The sequence below is a fragment of the Stenotrophomonas sp. GSD10 genome, from assembly GCF_056172695.1.
In genome coordinates this window covers 2170088-2184571 of the sequence record NZ_JAOCMC010000002.1, presented here as the reverse complement: position 1 = coordinate 2184571, position 14484 = coordinate 2170088, and the positions used below count along the sequence as shown (strand labels likewise).

The window sequence follows — 14484 nt, the reverse complement described above, 5'->3', positions numbered from 1 at the left end:
GCTGCGCGTCCGGTGATCCTTCCCTGTTACGGCTGGTGTTCCATGCACGCACGTCCCGTCGTTCCCGACTTGCCGGCGCTGGTGTTGGCGGCCCTGATCGGCACCATGGCGATGATGTCCTTTGTCGCGGTGATCGGCCCGGTGGTCCGCCTGCTCGGCCTGTCCGAATGGCATGCCGGCCTGTCGGTGACTGCCGCCGGCGTGCTGTGGATGCTGGCCGCGCGCCCCTGGGGCCAGCTCAGCGACCGCATCGGTCGCAAGCGCGTGCTGATGCTGGCGATGAGCGCCTACACCGTGGTCTACATCGCGCTGGCGGTGTTCATCGATGTGGCCCTGCAGACGGTGCCGCCGGTGCTGCTCTCGGTGCTGGTGCTGGTCGGCGCGCGCGGCCTGATCGGCCTGTTCTACGCCGCTGTGCCGCCCACGGCCGCGGCGCTGATCGCTGACAAGGCGCCGACCGGGCAACGTGCCAAATTCCTGGCCCGGTTGGGCAGCGCCAACGCGCTGGGCATGGTGCTGGGGCCTGCCGCCGCGGGCTGGCTGGCCTATAGGAATCTTTCCCTGGCGCTGTATGTGGCCGCACTGCTGCCGCTGCTGGCGTTGGCCCTGCTGGCCTGGCGGCTGCCGGCCACCGAACCGGTGGTTGGCGCGTCCGCGCCGCGCCGTCCACCGATGAGCCCTCTCGACCCGCGCCTGCGCCTGCCGCAGCTGGCGGCGTTCATCGGCATGGTCTCGGTGACCATCGCGCAGGTCACGGTCGGCTTCTTCGCCATCGACCGTCTGGGCCTTGATGCCGCCGCCGGTGCGCGCATGGCGGGCATCGCGCTCACTGCGGTCGGCGTCGGCCTGATCCTGGCGCAGGCGCTGGTGATGAAGCTGGAGGTGCACCCGCGCCGCTGGATCGTCCTGGGCGCACTGATTTCCGGCATCGGTTTCGCCTCGGTGGCGGGCGTTCAGCAGGCCTGGCAGTTGCCGGCCGCCTACGCGTTGGCGGCCTTCGGCATGGGCTTCGTATTCCCCTCGTTCCAGGCGCTGGCTGCCGATGCGGTGCAGGCGCAGGAGCAAGGCGCCGCCGCCGGCACCGTGGCCGCCGCCCAGGGCCTGGGCATGGTGGCCGGACCGATGCTCGGCACGCTGTTGTATCGCGGCGGGCCGAGCCTGCCTTACCTGCTGGTGGGCGCGCTGCTGCTGTTGCTGTGCGCGCTGGCCGCAGCGCATCGGATGAAGGAGACCGCATGAACGATTCCCTGTCGCAGCGCGGGTGGCCGGAGGCTGGGCCATCACCGTCGGAAACCACTGACGACGCCTCGCTGTTCCTGTTGCAGCACGCCGGCCAGCACGTGCATGCGCGTGGCTGCCGCGCGGTACTGCCCGCTGGGGCGCTGGCGACGCTGGCAGAACGTGCCGGCAAGTTCTTCGCGCAACAGCGTGGCGGGCCGGGCCTGCTGGTCGGTGCGGTGCCGTTTGAACCGCGCGCCGACGATGCGTTGTACCAACCCGAACGCCTGCTGCCGCCGTTGCCCTTGCAGCCGCGGGCAGCACCAGCGCTGGACGGTGCGCTACAGGCCGAGCCTGCGCCGCAGCTCTACGCGGCGGCCGTGGCGGCTGCGGTGCAGGTGCTGCGTGCACCGGAACACGATCTGCACAAGGTAGTGCTGGCGCGCAGCCTGCTGGCGCATACCCGCCATGCGCTGTCACCGGAGGTGCTGCTGGCACGGCTGGGTGCTGATCCGTCGGTGGCCACCTATGCGGTGCCGTTGCCGGTCGAACTCGGCCAGGCGCCGGCCTGGCTGGTGGGGGCGACGCCTGAACTGCTGCTGCGCAAGCGCGGCACCCAGCTGCTGTCGCATCCGTTGGCCGGATCGGCGCGACGCAGTGCCGATGCCGCCGAAGACGAGCGCGCCGCACAGGCGCTGCTGGCCTCGGCCAAGGATCACGACGAGCACCGCCACGTGGTCGAGGCGATTGTCGATGGGTTGGCACCGTACTGCAGCCACATCGACGCACAGCCACGCCCGGCGCTGCACGCCACGGCCAGCATGTGGCACCTGGGCACCCGCATCCATGCCACGCTGAAGGATCCGCAGACCTCGGCCGCCGAACTGTTGGCGCAGCTGCATCCGACCCCGGCGGTCTGTGGCACGCCGCGCATGGCCGCACTGCAGCGCATCCGCGAACTGGAACCGGTACTGCGTGGCTTCTATGCCGGCGCGGTCGGGTGGCTGGATGCACAAGGCGACGGCGACTGGTACGTGGCGATCCGCTGTGCACGGCTGCAGGGCACCCAGCTGCGCCTGTACGCCGGTGCCGGCATCGTTGCCGAGTCGCAGCCCGAGGCCGAGGTGGCCGAAACCGCAGCGAAGTTCGCTGCCCTGTTGAACGCACTGGGCGTGCATGACGCTGCGCCCGCGATCGAGCCCGCCGCATGAACAGACCGACCGTTTCCTCCCGCCTGCCATTGCAGCAGGTCTGGCCCGAGCCCCTGGTGATGCGCTATCGCGAGGCCGGCCACTGGCGCGGCGAAACCTTCGCGGGCTTCCTGCGCGAACGTGCCGAGCGCTATGCCGATGACATCGCCGTCGTCGCCGGCGACGTGCGCCTGAGCTATGCGCAGCTGTGGCACGAAGCCGGGCGTATCGGCGCGGGCCTGCTGGAACGCGGGTTGCAGCCGGGTGAGCGGGTGCTGGTGCAGCTGGGCAACACGGCCGGATTCATCGCCACGGTCTGTGGCCTGTTCCGCGCCGGCCTGGTGCCGGTGTATGCGCTGCCCGCCCACCGCATCACCGAACTGGTGCATTTCGCCCGCAAGGCCGAGGCCAGTGCCTACATCACCACCGACCTGCACGATGGCTTCGATCACCGGACGCTGGCGCAGGCATTGCAGGCCGAAGTGCCGGCGATACGCGAGGTGGTGATCGATGGCGATGCACAGGCGTTCACCGCGCTGGATGCCCTGCAGGGCGACCGCGCCCGGTTGCCAGCCGACCCGGATCCGCAGTCGGTGGCCTTCCTGCAGATTTCCGGTGGCAGTACCGGCCTGTCCAAGCTGATTCCGCGCACCCACGACGACTACATCTATTCGTTCCGCGCCAGCAACGCGATCTGCGGCATCGACCGCGACAGCGTGTATCTGGTCGCGCTGCCGGCCGCGCACAATTTCCCGATGAGTTCGCCGGGCTTCTTCGGCGCGCTGTATGCCGGTGCCCGCGTGGTACTCAGCCCCGGTCCGGGCCCGGACGCGGCGTTCCCGTTGATCGCCCGCGAGCGGGTGACCTGCTGCGGCCTGGTGCCGCCGCTGGCGCTGCTGTGGGCGCAGGCCGCGGCCACCGCCAAACACGACCTGTCCAGCCTGCAGGTGCTGCAGGTGGGCGGCGCCAAGCTGGTGCCGGAAGCCGCGCGGCGGGTGATCGACGGCCTGGGCTGCACCCTGCAGCAGGTATTCGGCATGGCCGAGGGCCTGGTGAACTACACCCGGCTGGATGATCCGGAAGACCTGATCGTCGCCTGTCAGGGCCGGCCGATCAGCGAGGATGACGAAGTGCGCGTGGTCGATGACCACGACCAGCCGGTCGCCGAAGGCGAGGTCGGGCATCTGCTGACCCGTGGCCCGTACACCATCCGTGGCTACCACAACGATGCGGTGGCCAACGCACGCGCGTTCACCGATGATGGCTTCTACCGCACGGGGGATCGCGTGCAGCAGCTGCCCGGTGGCTACCTGGTGGTGCAGGGCCGTGCCGGTGACCATATCAACCGCGCGGGCGAGAAGATCTCCGCCGAGGAGATCGAGGACCACCTGCTGGCGCACGCTGGCGTGTTCGACGCCGCCGTGGTCTCCATTCCCGATGAGTACCTGGGCGAGCGCAGTTGCGCCTTCGTGATACCACAGGGCGAGCCATTCAAGGCGCCGGCGCTGAAGGCCTGGATGCGCGGGCGTGGCCTGGCCGCGTTCAAGGTGCCCGATCAGATCGTCTTCGTCGACAGTTTCGATACCACTGCGGTTGGCAAGATCAGCCGCCGCGAACTGCGCGCGCAGCTGCGCGCGCGTCATCTGCAACAGACAGGAGGAACGCGCTGATGGCGCTGCCCCGTATTACCGGTTATCCCTTGCCGACGGCTGCCGAACTGCCGCCGGCACGCGGCCCGTGGCGCCCGCAGCGTGATCGCATCGTGCTGCTGGTGCATGACATGCAGCGCTACTTCCTGGCTGCGTTCGACGCCGGCAACGCGCCGCTGCGGCCGGCGGTGGACAATATCGTTCGACTGCTGGCGCATTGCCGCGCGCACGCCATTCCGGTGTTCTATACCGCCCAGCACGGCGACCAGGACCGTCGTGACCGTGGCCTGCAGGCTGACCTGTGGGGCCCGGGCATGCGCCGCAGTGCCGACCACGAGCCGATCATCGAAGCGCTGGCACCGCAGCCGGGCGAGCATGTGCTGGTCAAGCACCGCTACAGCGCGTTCCAGCGCAGCAACCTGGAAACGCTGATGCGGGTTCGTGGCCGCGACCAGCTGCTGGTGACCGGTGTGTATGCGCACATCGGCTGCACCGCGACGGTGGTGGAGGCCTTCCAGCGCGACATCGAAGCATTCATTGCCGCCGACGCGGTGGCCGACTTCTCGCGGGCCGACCACGATCAGGCGCTGCACTGGATCGCGCGCACCAGCGGCGTACCGATGACCACCGACCAGTTGCTGGAGGTGCTGTGATGGCGGCCACGGGTGAAGCGCTGGACCTGGAGCGCATGCGCGCCGACGTGGCGCGCGTGCTGGAGTGTACGCCGGCCGAGATCGGTGACGACGACAACCTGATGGATCTGGACCTGGATTCAATGCGCATGCTCGGCCTGGTGCTGGCCTGGAGCAACACCGGACTGCCGCTGGAGTTCTCACAGCTGGCCGAGCACACCACGCTGCGCCAGTGGTGGGGTGTGGTGCAGACACTGCAGGCATCGCAGAACGCATGAATGCCGTTGCGCTGGCCACACCGGTGGCATTGACCGAGGCGCAGGCCGGACTGTGGTTCGCGCAGCGGCTGGCGCCGGACAATCCGTCCTTCAACACCGCCCATGCGGTGTGGATCGACGGGCCGCTGGATGTGCCGGCGTTCCTTGCGGCGGTCGACCAGGCGGCCGCCGAGGCAGAGGCCTTCGCGCTGCGCTTTGCCGAGCGTGCCGATGGCCAGCCCGTGCAGTGGCATGAGCCGGCGCACGTGCCACGGCTTTCGGTACGTGATGTATCGGCCCAGGCCCAGCCCGCGTCAGTGGCACGTGCGTTGATGCAGGCCGACCGGCTCAGTGCGGTCGATCCAAGCCGCGACCGGATCAGCCAGCAGGTGCTGTTCGACCTGGGCGGGCAGCGCTGGGTCTGGTACCTGCGCGTGCACCATCTTGCCGCCGACGGCTACGGCATGGCGCTGTTCACCGATCGCGTGTGCGCGCTGTACGCCGGTCGTGCGGGCGAACCGATGCCAGGACTGGCAGCGGTGCTGGCCGATGATGCCGCTTACCGAGCCGATCCACGCCGTGCAGCCGCTGGGCAGTGGTGGCGCGAGCAGATGCAGGGCGCCCCGGCCGGCGCTGGCCTGGCCGGATCGCTGGAGGCGAGCAGCGACGCGCTGCGCTGGGTGCAGCCGCTGGATGCGGCGTTCCGCGAGCGCCTGCTGCAGGTGTCGGCAGGTTGGTTGCAACCCTGGCCGGATGTGCTGGCTGCGCTGTCGGCTGAGTACCTGCGGCGGATGAGCGCTGCCGACGAAGTGGTGCTGGGCGTGCCCTACATGGGCCGGCTCGGCAACGCGTCGGCGCGGGTGCCGGCGATGGTGATGAACGTATTGCCGCTGCGTGTGGCAGCCGGCGAGGGCAGCGTCGAGGCCTTCACCCGCGCGCTGGGCCGGCAACTCAGCCAGAGTCGCAAGCACGGTCGCTACCGGGGTGAGCAGCTGCGCCGTGATCTGGGCCTGGTCGGCGCGCAGCAGCGCCTGCATGGCCCGATGGTGAACGTGCAGCCGTTCTACAAGCCGTTGGCGCTGCCGGGTGTACAGGCGACGCTGGAGGTGCTGTGTACCGGCCCGGTTGACGATCTGACGCTGGGCTTCGCGGCGACGGCCAGACGTTGCTGGATCTGGAGATCGAAGCGAATCCCGCACTCTACAGCCGCGAGGATGTGGAAGCGCATGCGGTGCGGCTGCTGCATTTCGTGTCGGCGGCACTTCTGTCGGAAAGCATCACAGCGGTGCCGTTGGCCACTGACGAAGAGGCAGAGCAGGTTGTGTTCGGCTTCAATGCCACCACGCGCGCACTCCCGCAGACCACGCTGGTCGAGCTGCTGCAGCAGGGCATGGATCGTGATCCGCAGGCGCTCGCGCTGGTGTTCGGCGAAACGGCGCTGGACCATGCCACGCTGGAAGCGCGCAGCTTCGCACTGGCGGCACAGCTGCGCGCGACGGGCGTCGGCCCCGGCAGCGTGGTGGCGGTGGCATTGCCGCGTTCGCTGGAACTGGTGATTGCACTGGTGGCGGTGCTGCGCGCGGGGGCGGCCTACCTGCCGCTGGATCTTGCCCACCCCGATGAGCGCTTGGCGCGCATCCTTGCGTCTGCGCAGCCGGCGTGTGTTCTGGCTGCGGCGGACGTGCAGACGCGCATGCCTGGCGTGCCGGTTCTTGCGCCGGAGCAATGGACCGCGCTGAGCTTTGCCGCGCCCTGGGCCGACCCGGCACCCGATGATGCGGCCTACGTGATCTATACCTCCGGCTCGACCGGCGAACCCAAGGGCGTGGTGATCGAGCACCGCGCCATCGTCAACCGCCTGCTGTGGATGCGCGAGCATTACGGTATCCGCGCCGACGACCGGATCCTGCAGAAGACGCCGGCCACCTTCGATGTCTCGGTATGGGAGTTCTTCCTGCCGCTGCTGTGCGGGGCCACGCTGGTGATCGCTGCGCCGGATGCGCATCGTGATCCCACCGAGCTGGCGCGACTGATCAGAGCGGAAGGCATCACCACGGCGCATTTCGTGCCGTCGATGCTGGATGCCTTCCTGGCGGCGCCGGCCTCCGACGGCCTGCAGATGCGGCGGGTGTTCACCAGCGGCGAGGCGCTGGACGCCTCGCTGCGCGATCGTTTCCACGCGCGTGTGCAGGCCGAACTGCACAACCTGTATGGCCCGACCGAAGCGGCCGTGGACGTCAGCTATTGGCCTGCATCTTCGCAGGATCGGTCACGGCCGGTGCCGATCGGCTTCCCGGTCTGGAACACACGCCTGTACGTGCTGGACGCGCGGATGCAACCGCTGCCGGTGGGCGTGCCAGGTGACCTGTATCTGGGCGGCGTGCAGCTGGCGCGTGGCTACCTGGGCCGCGACGACCTGACCGCCGAACGCTTCCTCGCCGATCCGTTCCTGCCGGGCGAGCACATCTATCGCACCGGCGACGTGGCGCGCTGGCGCGCCGATGGCGCGGTCGAGTATCTCGGCCGCAGCGATCATCAGGTGAAGCTGCGTGGGCTGCGCATCGAACTGGGCGAGATTGAAGCGGCGTTGCGCGAGCTGCCGGGCATGGACCGGGTGGAAGTGCTGCTGCGTCACGATGCACCCCACGATGCGCGGCTGGTGGCCTATGTGCCGGTCGCGCTGGCCGATGCGGCGGCGCTGCGCAGCCATCTGGCCACACGCGTGCCGGACTACATGGTGCCATCGGCCTTCGTGGGCGTGGATCATTGGCCGGTGACCGCCAACGGCAAGCTGGACCGCAACGCGTTGCCGAAACCCCCGCAGCAGGCGGTGGCTGGGCTGGCCGCGCGTACACCGCTGGAGCGGGAGCTGGCGGGCCTGTTCGCCCAGGCCTTGGGCCGCGCCGAGCCGGTAGCGGTCGATGCCGACTTCTTCAGCCTGGGCGGCGATTCGCTGTCTGCGGTGCACCTGTTGCTGGCCATTGAACAACGTTGGCGCTGTGATCTTGGCCTGGGCGCCTTGTTCGCGCAGCCGACCGTGGCCGCGCTGGCCGTGCGCATCGCCGAACCCCCGGCGCTGGCCGACCACGCGTTGGGGCCGGTGATCGCCTTGGCCGCGACCGACGCCATCGAGCCTTCACCGCTGTTCGTGCTGCACCCGGCCGGTGGCATCGCCTGGAACTACCGCACCTTGGCGCGCGCGCTGCAGCCGGCGCGTGCAGTGTATGGACTGCAATCGCCGGCGCTGGACGCACAGCAGCCGCTGCCTGGCAGCATCGAGGCGATGGCCAACGACTACGTGCAGCGCGTGATTGCGTTGCAGCCGCACGGGCCAGTGCATCTGCTGGGCTGGTCGGTGGGTGGCATCCTGGCGCAGGCGATGGCGGTGCGCCTGCACGAGATCGGTCGCGACGTGGGTGAGCTGGTGCTGCTCGATGCCTATCCCAGCGAGTGCTGGCGGGCCGAGCCCGAACCGGACCCGATTGCCGCGCTGCGTGCGCTGCTGGCCATCGCCGGGCACGACCCCGACGCGCATCCGGAACTGGACAGCCGTGAGCGCATCCTGGCGTTCCTGCGTCGCGGCGGCAGTGCGCTGGGCAGCCTGCCGGATGTGGTGCTCGACGGCGTAGTGCGTGCGGTGACCGGCACCAACCGGCTGATCCGCGAACATCACCACCGGCCATTCATCGGCACTCTGGTGCATGTTCGCGCCGGCCGCGATCACCAGGCGCGGCCGCAGCTGCAGTCGGCGCTGTGGCGTGCACACGCGCACAAGGTGCAGGCGCTGGAACTGCCGTTCCTGCATGCCGAACTGACCGGACGCGATGCGGTGGCGCAGCTGGCGCCGTGGTTGTCGGCGCGTCTGCGCCAGTGGGATGAACAACAGGAGATCGCAACATGCAGTTGACCGGTTTTGAAGGCCGCGTGGCGTTGGTGACCGGTGCTGCCGGTGGCATCGGCGAGGCCTTGGTCCGGCTGTTGGCCGAGGCCGGATGCACGGTGGTGGCGACTGATCGCGAGAGGCCCGCGGTGAGCGGGCCGCGGGCGCAGGGCTTCGCACTGGACGTGACCGACAGCGCGGCCGTGGATGCGCTGGTGGACCGCGTGGAGGCCGATATCGGGCCGATCCAGCTGGCGGCCAGCGTGGCCGGGGTGCTGCATGTGGGCGCGGTGGGGGCGACGTCGGATGCCGACTGGCGCCGCGTCTTCGCCGTCAATGCCGATGGCGTGTTCCATGTCGGGCGTGCACTGGCGCGTGTCATGTCGCCGCGCGGGGCGGGTGCCATCGTGACCGTCAGCTCCAACGCCGCCGGCGTGCCCCGGCACGGCATGGCGGCCTACGCCGCGTCCAAGGCGGCAGCGACCATGTTCACGCGCTGCCTCGGGCTGGAGCTGGCGCCGCTGGGCATCCGCTGCAACATCGTCGCGCCGGGTTCAACGCTGACCCCGATGCAGACTGGCATGTGGCAGGGCGCGCACGGCGCCGAGCGGGTGATCGCCGGCAACCTGGAGACCTACAAGGCCGGCATTCCCCTGCGCAAGCTGGCTACGCCGGAAGACATCGCCCATTCGGTGATGTTCCTGCTGTCCGAGCAGGCCGGCCATGTGGCGATGAGTGACCTGTACGTAGACGGTGGCGCCACCCTGCACGGCTGAACCCAGACCGCGCAACATCCGCTGACGCCCGACCGCTCGCCGACAACCCACACATGTCGGTAGTGCCGGCCGCTGGCCGGCAACCCACAGAGCCCGGTAGTGCCGGCCGCTGGCCGGCAACCTCAGGCAGCTTTCAGGCATCTCCCTGCCTTCAACAAGGCACGCCCCGACATTCAAGCCCAGTCGCCCGATCCACCATGGGCCATGAGCAGCCATCGCCTACGCCTGGGCCGTCATTCGATCAACGGTCAAGCCTACGTACTGACCACAGCGACACGCCAGCGTCGCCGGCTTTTTGAAAGCAACGCCACCGCCGGTTGCGTGATCGATCAATTCCACTACATCGAACAACGAGGACTTGTACGGTCGCTGGCCTGGGTGGTGATGCCGGATCACGTGCATTGGATGCTGGAGCTGACGTCTGCGAACCTGGCCGATGTTGCGCGCCGGCTCAAGTCCTCCAGCTCGCTGGCATTGAACCGGTTGGCCGATCGTCGGGGTGTGGTATGGCAGTCTGGCTACTACGACCACGCGGTGAGGGCCGCGGAGTCGCTTGAGCGGCAGGCCCTGTACATCTTGGGGAATCCGATACGGGCCGGGCTTGCCGAAGCGATTGGGGAGTATCCGTTTGCATGGTCGGTTTGGTTTGATGCCGGCCAGCGGCCGGCACTACCGAGGGAGGGCGGGTGATTGCAGGTAGTGCTGGCCGCTGGCCGGCAACCTCAGCCAGTTTTCCGGTTTCTCCTGTGACCACGCGGCGAAGGTCAATCGGAGCGATCGGGGCATCCCAATCCGCAAGGTCGGCTTGGCTGTGATGCCGGCCAGCGGCCGGCACTACCCGGAGATGGCGGGTGAATCCTGGTGGGCTGTCAGGGCAGGGTCAGGCGGTACACCAGCACGCGGTTGTCGTTGTCGTAGGCGCTGCCGCATGCCTCGCCCTGCATGCGGCAACGGCGGGCGATGAAGTCGTTGTCGTTGCCGATCAGCAGCAGCACGTCGTTGGGATGCTGCGGGTCCAGTGCCGGCAGAACGTCCATCGCCTCCCACTTCTCCGACAGCAGGCCGTCGTGCGGGCCGCGTCGGGTGTCCAGATCCAGACCCGCTCGGGCCAGCTGCGGGCGGTCGAGCAGGTTCAGCAGCTCGTCGCTGCGTGCGGGCACGATCTCCGACTTCAACGCGGTGCCGGTCGGATCGGCCAGCACCGACGTGGTGCCGGTCTCATACGAGGAGCCGGCCAGGTTGCTGGTGCCGGCCACATCCACCAGCAGCACCGACTTGTAGACGATCGGGTCGTCGCCGTCCTTGCCCAGGCCATTGCCATCGCGGGCCAGCAGCAGGAAGCGATTGGCATCCAGCGCACGCAGCTCACTCTGCGCGGCGGTACGGTCCAGTTTGCCGTTGCCGTCGTGGGCGTAGGTGGGCAGGGCCATCACGTAATGGCCGATCGGCTGTTGCGGCGTCGGCGAGGACGTCACGTCGTAGACCAGCACGCGGGTGTTGATGCGGCCTGCGGCATTGCCCTGCGCACTGTCCTGCAGCGTCGCGCTCTGCAGGGCCACGAACAGTCGGCTGCCATCGGGCGAAAGGCCCATGCCTTCCACGCCCTGGTTGTTGCGGCGCCCGCTCTGCGGTGGGGCCAGCGAGCCGAACGCCGGCTTGCCATCGCGCTGCGGCCTGATCGCCGGCGGTGCCACGATCACGCCCTGCAGCTGGCCCTGTGCATCGAAGTAGTAGACGTTGGCGGTGTACTCATCGCCGATATAGAAGTGGCCATCTGCGGTGAACTGCAGCGATTCCGCATCCAGCGAGACCTTGCCCGCACCGGCGCCGCCGGCCGGCGAGGGCAGCACCACCTCGCGCTGGGTGATCGTGTGGTCGCCCGGGTCGGCGCCGGTGAATGGCTGACCGTTGAAGTCCTTCAGCACTACGCCCTTGTCCGGCACCATCGTCAGCGTACCCAGCGCACCGGCCTTGCCCTGCGTTGTGTCGATACGCAGCTGCATGCGCTCCACGCGGCCGGCGTAGTCGTAGAACAGGCCGGCCTCGGGATCGTTGCGGCCACGGTCGGGCAGGGTCCACAGCACGCCCTCGTAGCCGTTGGCGGTACGTTTCCAGGTGCCGGGCTGTATCGCCAGCGACGAGAACGAGCCCAGCGTGTCGCCGAGAAAATCGACCGTGCCCGCCGGCAGCCGCCCGGCTGCAACCAGGCCTTTGTCCACATAGGTGCGGCCGCCCAGCTGCAGGGTGCGCGGCGGTGCGCCGCTGGCCTCATGCGGGGCGGAGTATCCGCTGGCCGACAATGTGGCCAGCAGCAGGGCGGTTGCGAGCATCAGTGGGCTCCGGGCCGTCGATCAGAAGCGAAGGTCGAGGGTACCGAACACCTGGCGCGGTGCCGACGCATGGAACACGTACAGCTTGCCGGCCGGATCGCTCGGCGCGAACACGCTCGAATCCAGGTTGCTGGCGTAGCGCTTGTTGGTCAGGTTGGTGACATTGAACGACAGACGCACGCCCTTGGCAAAGCTGACCTGGCCGAAGTCATAACCACCGGCCAGATCGAACACGGTGAAGCCACCGAAGCCCTGGTCATTGGTATAGGTGTAGAAGCGCTCGCCGGTGTACTTGCCACGCAGGCTGGCGAACCAGCCGTTGTCGCGCCAGGTGATCTCGGTGGCCAGCAGCTGCTTGGGCGTATCGGTCTGGATCTTGCCCTTGATCTGCTGCTCGACGCCGGCCTGCACGTAGTTCGACGCATAGGTCGAGCGGTTCAGCGAGGCCGAGGTGTACCAGCTGAAGTGTTCGTTCGGGGTCCACAGCACGGTCAGCTCGGCGCCACGGCTGTCGACGCCGCCCACGTTGTAGAAGCGGTTGCCACAGGTCGGGCCGACCGGCTGCCGCGAGTCGCAGGGGTTGTACTGCAGCAGGCGGTTGTCGAAGCGCACGCTGTAGGCGGCGATCGAGGCCTGCAGGGTGTCGGTGACAAAACGGTAGCCGGCCTCCAGCGAGCGCGATTCTTCCGGCTTGAGGTTGCCCTGCGCGTTCCAGGTGGCCTGGCTGACCGCCTGCGGGCCCAGCTTGAAGCCGCCCTGGAACATGGCGATGTTCTCGGCGTAGCTGGCGAACACTTCGTGATGCTCGGCCAGGCGGAAGTTGGTGCCCACGCTCGGCAGGAAATTCTTGCTGGCCTTCAGCGAGCCGGTGGCGAACTGGTTGTTGGAGGTCGGCGAGATCGGCGTCTTCGCGTCGCCCGGCAGCGCCTGTGCATCGGAGGTGGCATGCGGGCTCTTGGCACCGAATTCCAGGGTCAGGCGATCATCGAGCAGGCGCCAGGTGTCCTTCAGGAAGAACTGATGGGTCTTCCAGCGCGTGCGCTGGGCGAACACGCCGACGTCGGAGGGCAGGGTGTTCATGCCGCTGAGATCGCGCGGGCCATCCACGGCGGTCTGGTAGCGCTCGGCGCTGCTGGTGTTGCGCTCGTACCAGACGCCGCCCTCGATGCGGTGCGCGCCCAGTTCCCAATCGAACGACAGCGTGCCGCCATCGCGGTCGATGGTATAGATGGTGTTGCGGAAGATGATCGGGATTTCCTGCGCGGTGCCCTTGTTCGACCACGCGCCGCTGTTCCAGTTGTGGCCTTCGCCGCGGTCGTCGTGGTGGTAGGCCAGCGCCCGCAGGCTGAAACCATCGGCCAGGAAGAAGTCACCGGCCAGGTAGTACAGGTTGTCATCGCGCAGGATCTGTCCGGCGGTGAACGCCCCGTCGGCATCCTTGTCCGGGCCGCTGTTGTCGCACTTCTTCGCATTGAAGCTGGCGGTGTTGCAGTAGGCCTTGGCCACGGCCTTGTTCCAGTCCGGCGCGTAGCCGCCCCAGTCCCAGCCCAGTCCGCGCGACATCTCGTCCTTGGACAAATAGAAGTAGTCGGCCTGGGTGGTGCGCGACGTATCGACGAAACCGGTGATCTGGCCGCGACCGAAGTTCCACACGCCCTTGGCATTGAACTGCTTGGTGATGGATTGGTTGTAGGCGGTCTGGTCGTTCCACAGGTCCGAGACCGCGTTCATGCCCGACACGTAGCCGGAGAAACCGTTGTACTCGCCGCTGTCCACGCGCACGAAGGTGCGACGGTTGGCGTCGCTGCCGAAGGTCTGCACCACGCGGCCACCGAGTTCCTGCGCCGGGCGGTCGGAGGTATAGGAAATGGTGCCGCCGAGATTGCTGGTGGACGGCGTGCCGAGGCTGCCGATACCCACCGCCAGTTCGGCGCCGGCCATGTTCTCGCTGATCAGCGCACGGTTGATCGTCAGGCCGTTGTAGTTGTTGTATGCGCCATCGCCCAGTGGCACGCCGTCCAGGGTGTAACCCAGGCGGGTGGAGTTGAAGCCGCGCAGGCTGAGGGTCATCGACTGCTCATTGGTGCCCAGCGCATCGGCCGACTGCGCGTTGACGCCCGGCAGCAGGTTCAGGGTCTTCTGCAGGCTGGTGCCTGGCGGCAGGATGTCGAGGTTCTCGCGGGTGATGCGCTGCACCTGGCGCGCTTCGCCGCTGCCGATCACCGAGACCGCATCGAGGTCGGTGGCGGACGTGCCAGTGGAGGTCGGGGCGGCATCCTGCGCCCAGACCGCGGGGCAAGCGCAATGGAAAGCGCAGCGGCCAACAAAGTCTTGGTCATGTTACGGACACTCAGGCAGGCACGAGCCACCGCGTGGGCGCGGAGCTCATGGAGTTCAAAAGGGGAGACAGCCGATGCGACCAGCAGCGCTGCAGGCGCCGTGGGTCAACGTGAAAATGGTGCGCTAGACAGATGACTGTCTGGTGACACGTTCATCCGTTGCGCGGGGCTGACCTGTAGAGCCGAGCCCATGCTCGGCTGTTTCTTGGCCGG

Annotated in this window: 8 protein-coding genes and 2 pseudogenes; 8 read left to right on the top strand and 2 right to left on the bottom strand. The window is 68.3% G+C overall.

The genetic code is table 11. The annotated features are described in order from the left end of the window. Positions 1 to 42: 42 nt before the first annotated feature. The 8 genes and pseudogenes from N4G47_RS10365 to N4G47_RS10330 all read left to right on the top strand — a co-directional run bounded on the left by N4G47_RS10365 (position 43) and on the right by N4G47_RS10330 (position 10292). Entirely contained in the window at positions 43 to 1239 is a 1197-nt protein-coding gene (locus tag N4G47_RS10365; RefSeq protein ID WP_475286932.1) for an MFS transporter, read from the top strand. Further along, entirely contained in the window at positions 1236 to 2429 is a 1194-nt protein-coding gene (locus tag N4G47_RS10360) for an isochorismate synthase (protein WP_475286930.1), read from the top strand. Before N4G47_RS10365 ends, N4G47_RS10360 begins: the two co-directional genes overlap by 4 nt. Next, complete coding sequence (locus N4G47_RS10355; RefSeq protein WP_475286928.1) at positions 2426 to 4078, top strand: (2,3-dihydroxybenzoyl)adenylate synthase; 1653 nt, start codon at positions 2426 to 2428, stop codon at positions 4076 to 4078. The genes N4G47_RS10360 and N4G47_RS10355 overlap by 4 nt, the downstream gene beginning before the upstream one ends. Next, the gene (locus N4G47_RS10350) at positions 4078 to 4710 is read left to right on the top strand and encodes an isochorismatase family protein (RefSeq protein ID WP_475286926.1); all 633 of its coding nucleotides are present in this window, start codon (positions 4078 to 4080) and stop codon (positions 4708 to 4710) included. Before N4G47_RS10355 ends, N4G47_RS10350 begins: the two co-directional genes overlap by 1 nt. Continuing rightward, the gene (locus N4G47_RS10345) at positions 4710 to 4967 is read left to right on the top strand and encodes a phosphopantetheine-binding protein (RefSeq protein ID WP_475286924.1); all 258 of its coding nucleotides are present in this window, start codon (positions 4710 to 4712) and stop codon (positions 4965 to 4967) included. The genes N4G47_RS10350 and N4G47_RS10345 overlap by 1 nt, the downstream gene beginning before the upstream one ends. Then, a pseudogene (locus tag N4G47_RS10340) lies at positions 4964 to 8853 on the top strand (amino acid adenylation domain-containing protein). The gene N4G47_RS10345 and the pseudogene N4G47_RS10340 overlap by 4 nt, the downstream one beginning before the upstream one ends. Next, positions 8844 to 9602: a 2,3-dihydro-2,3-dihydroxybenzoate dehydrogenase gene (locus N4G47_RS10335; protein WP_475286922.1), complete on the top strand. Its 759-nt coding sequence runs from the start codon at positions 8844 to 8846 to the stop codon at positions 9600 to 9602. Before N4G47_RS10340 ends, N4G47_RS10335 begins: the two are co-directional and overlap by 10 nt. Positions 9603 to 9806: 204 nt before the next feature. Next, the gene (locus tag N4G47_RS10330) at positions 9807 to 10292 is read left to right on the top strand and encodes an REP-associated tyrosine transposase (protein ID WP_475286920.1); all 486 of its coding nucleotides are present in this window, start codon (positions 9807 to 9809) and stop codon (positions 10290 to 10292) included. Positions 10293 to 10471: 179 nt separating this feature from the next. Here the strand turns inward: N4G47_RS10330 and N4G47_RS10325 are convergent, their stop codons facing one another. Then, complete coding sequence (locus tag N4G47_RS10325; protein WP_475286918.1) at positions 10472 to 11932, bottom strand: esterase-like activity of phytase family protein; 1461 nt, start codon at positions 11930 to 11932, stop codon at positions 10472 to 10474. A gap of 21 nt (positions 11933 to 11953) precedes the next feature. After that, a pseudogene (locus N4G47_RS10320) lies at positions 11954 to 14271 on the bottom strand (TonB-dependent receptor). Between the last annotated feature and the right edge of the window lie 213 nt (positions 14272 to 14484).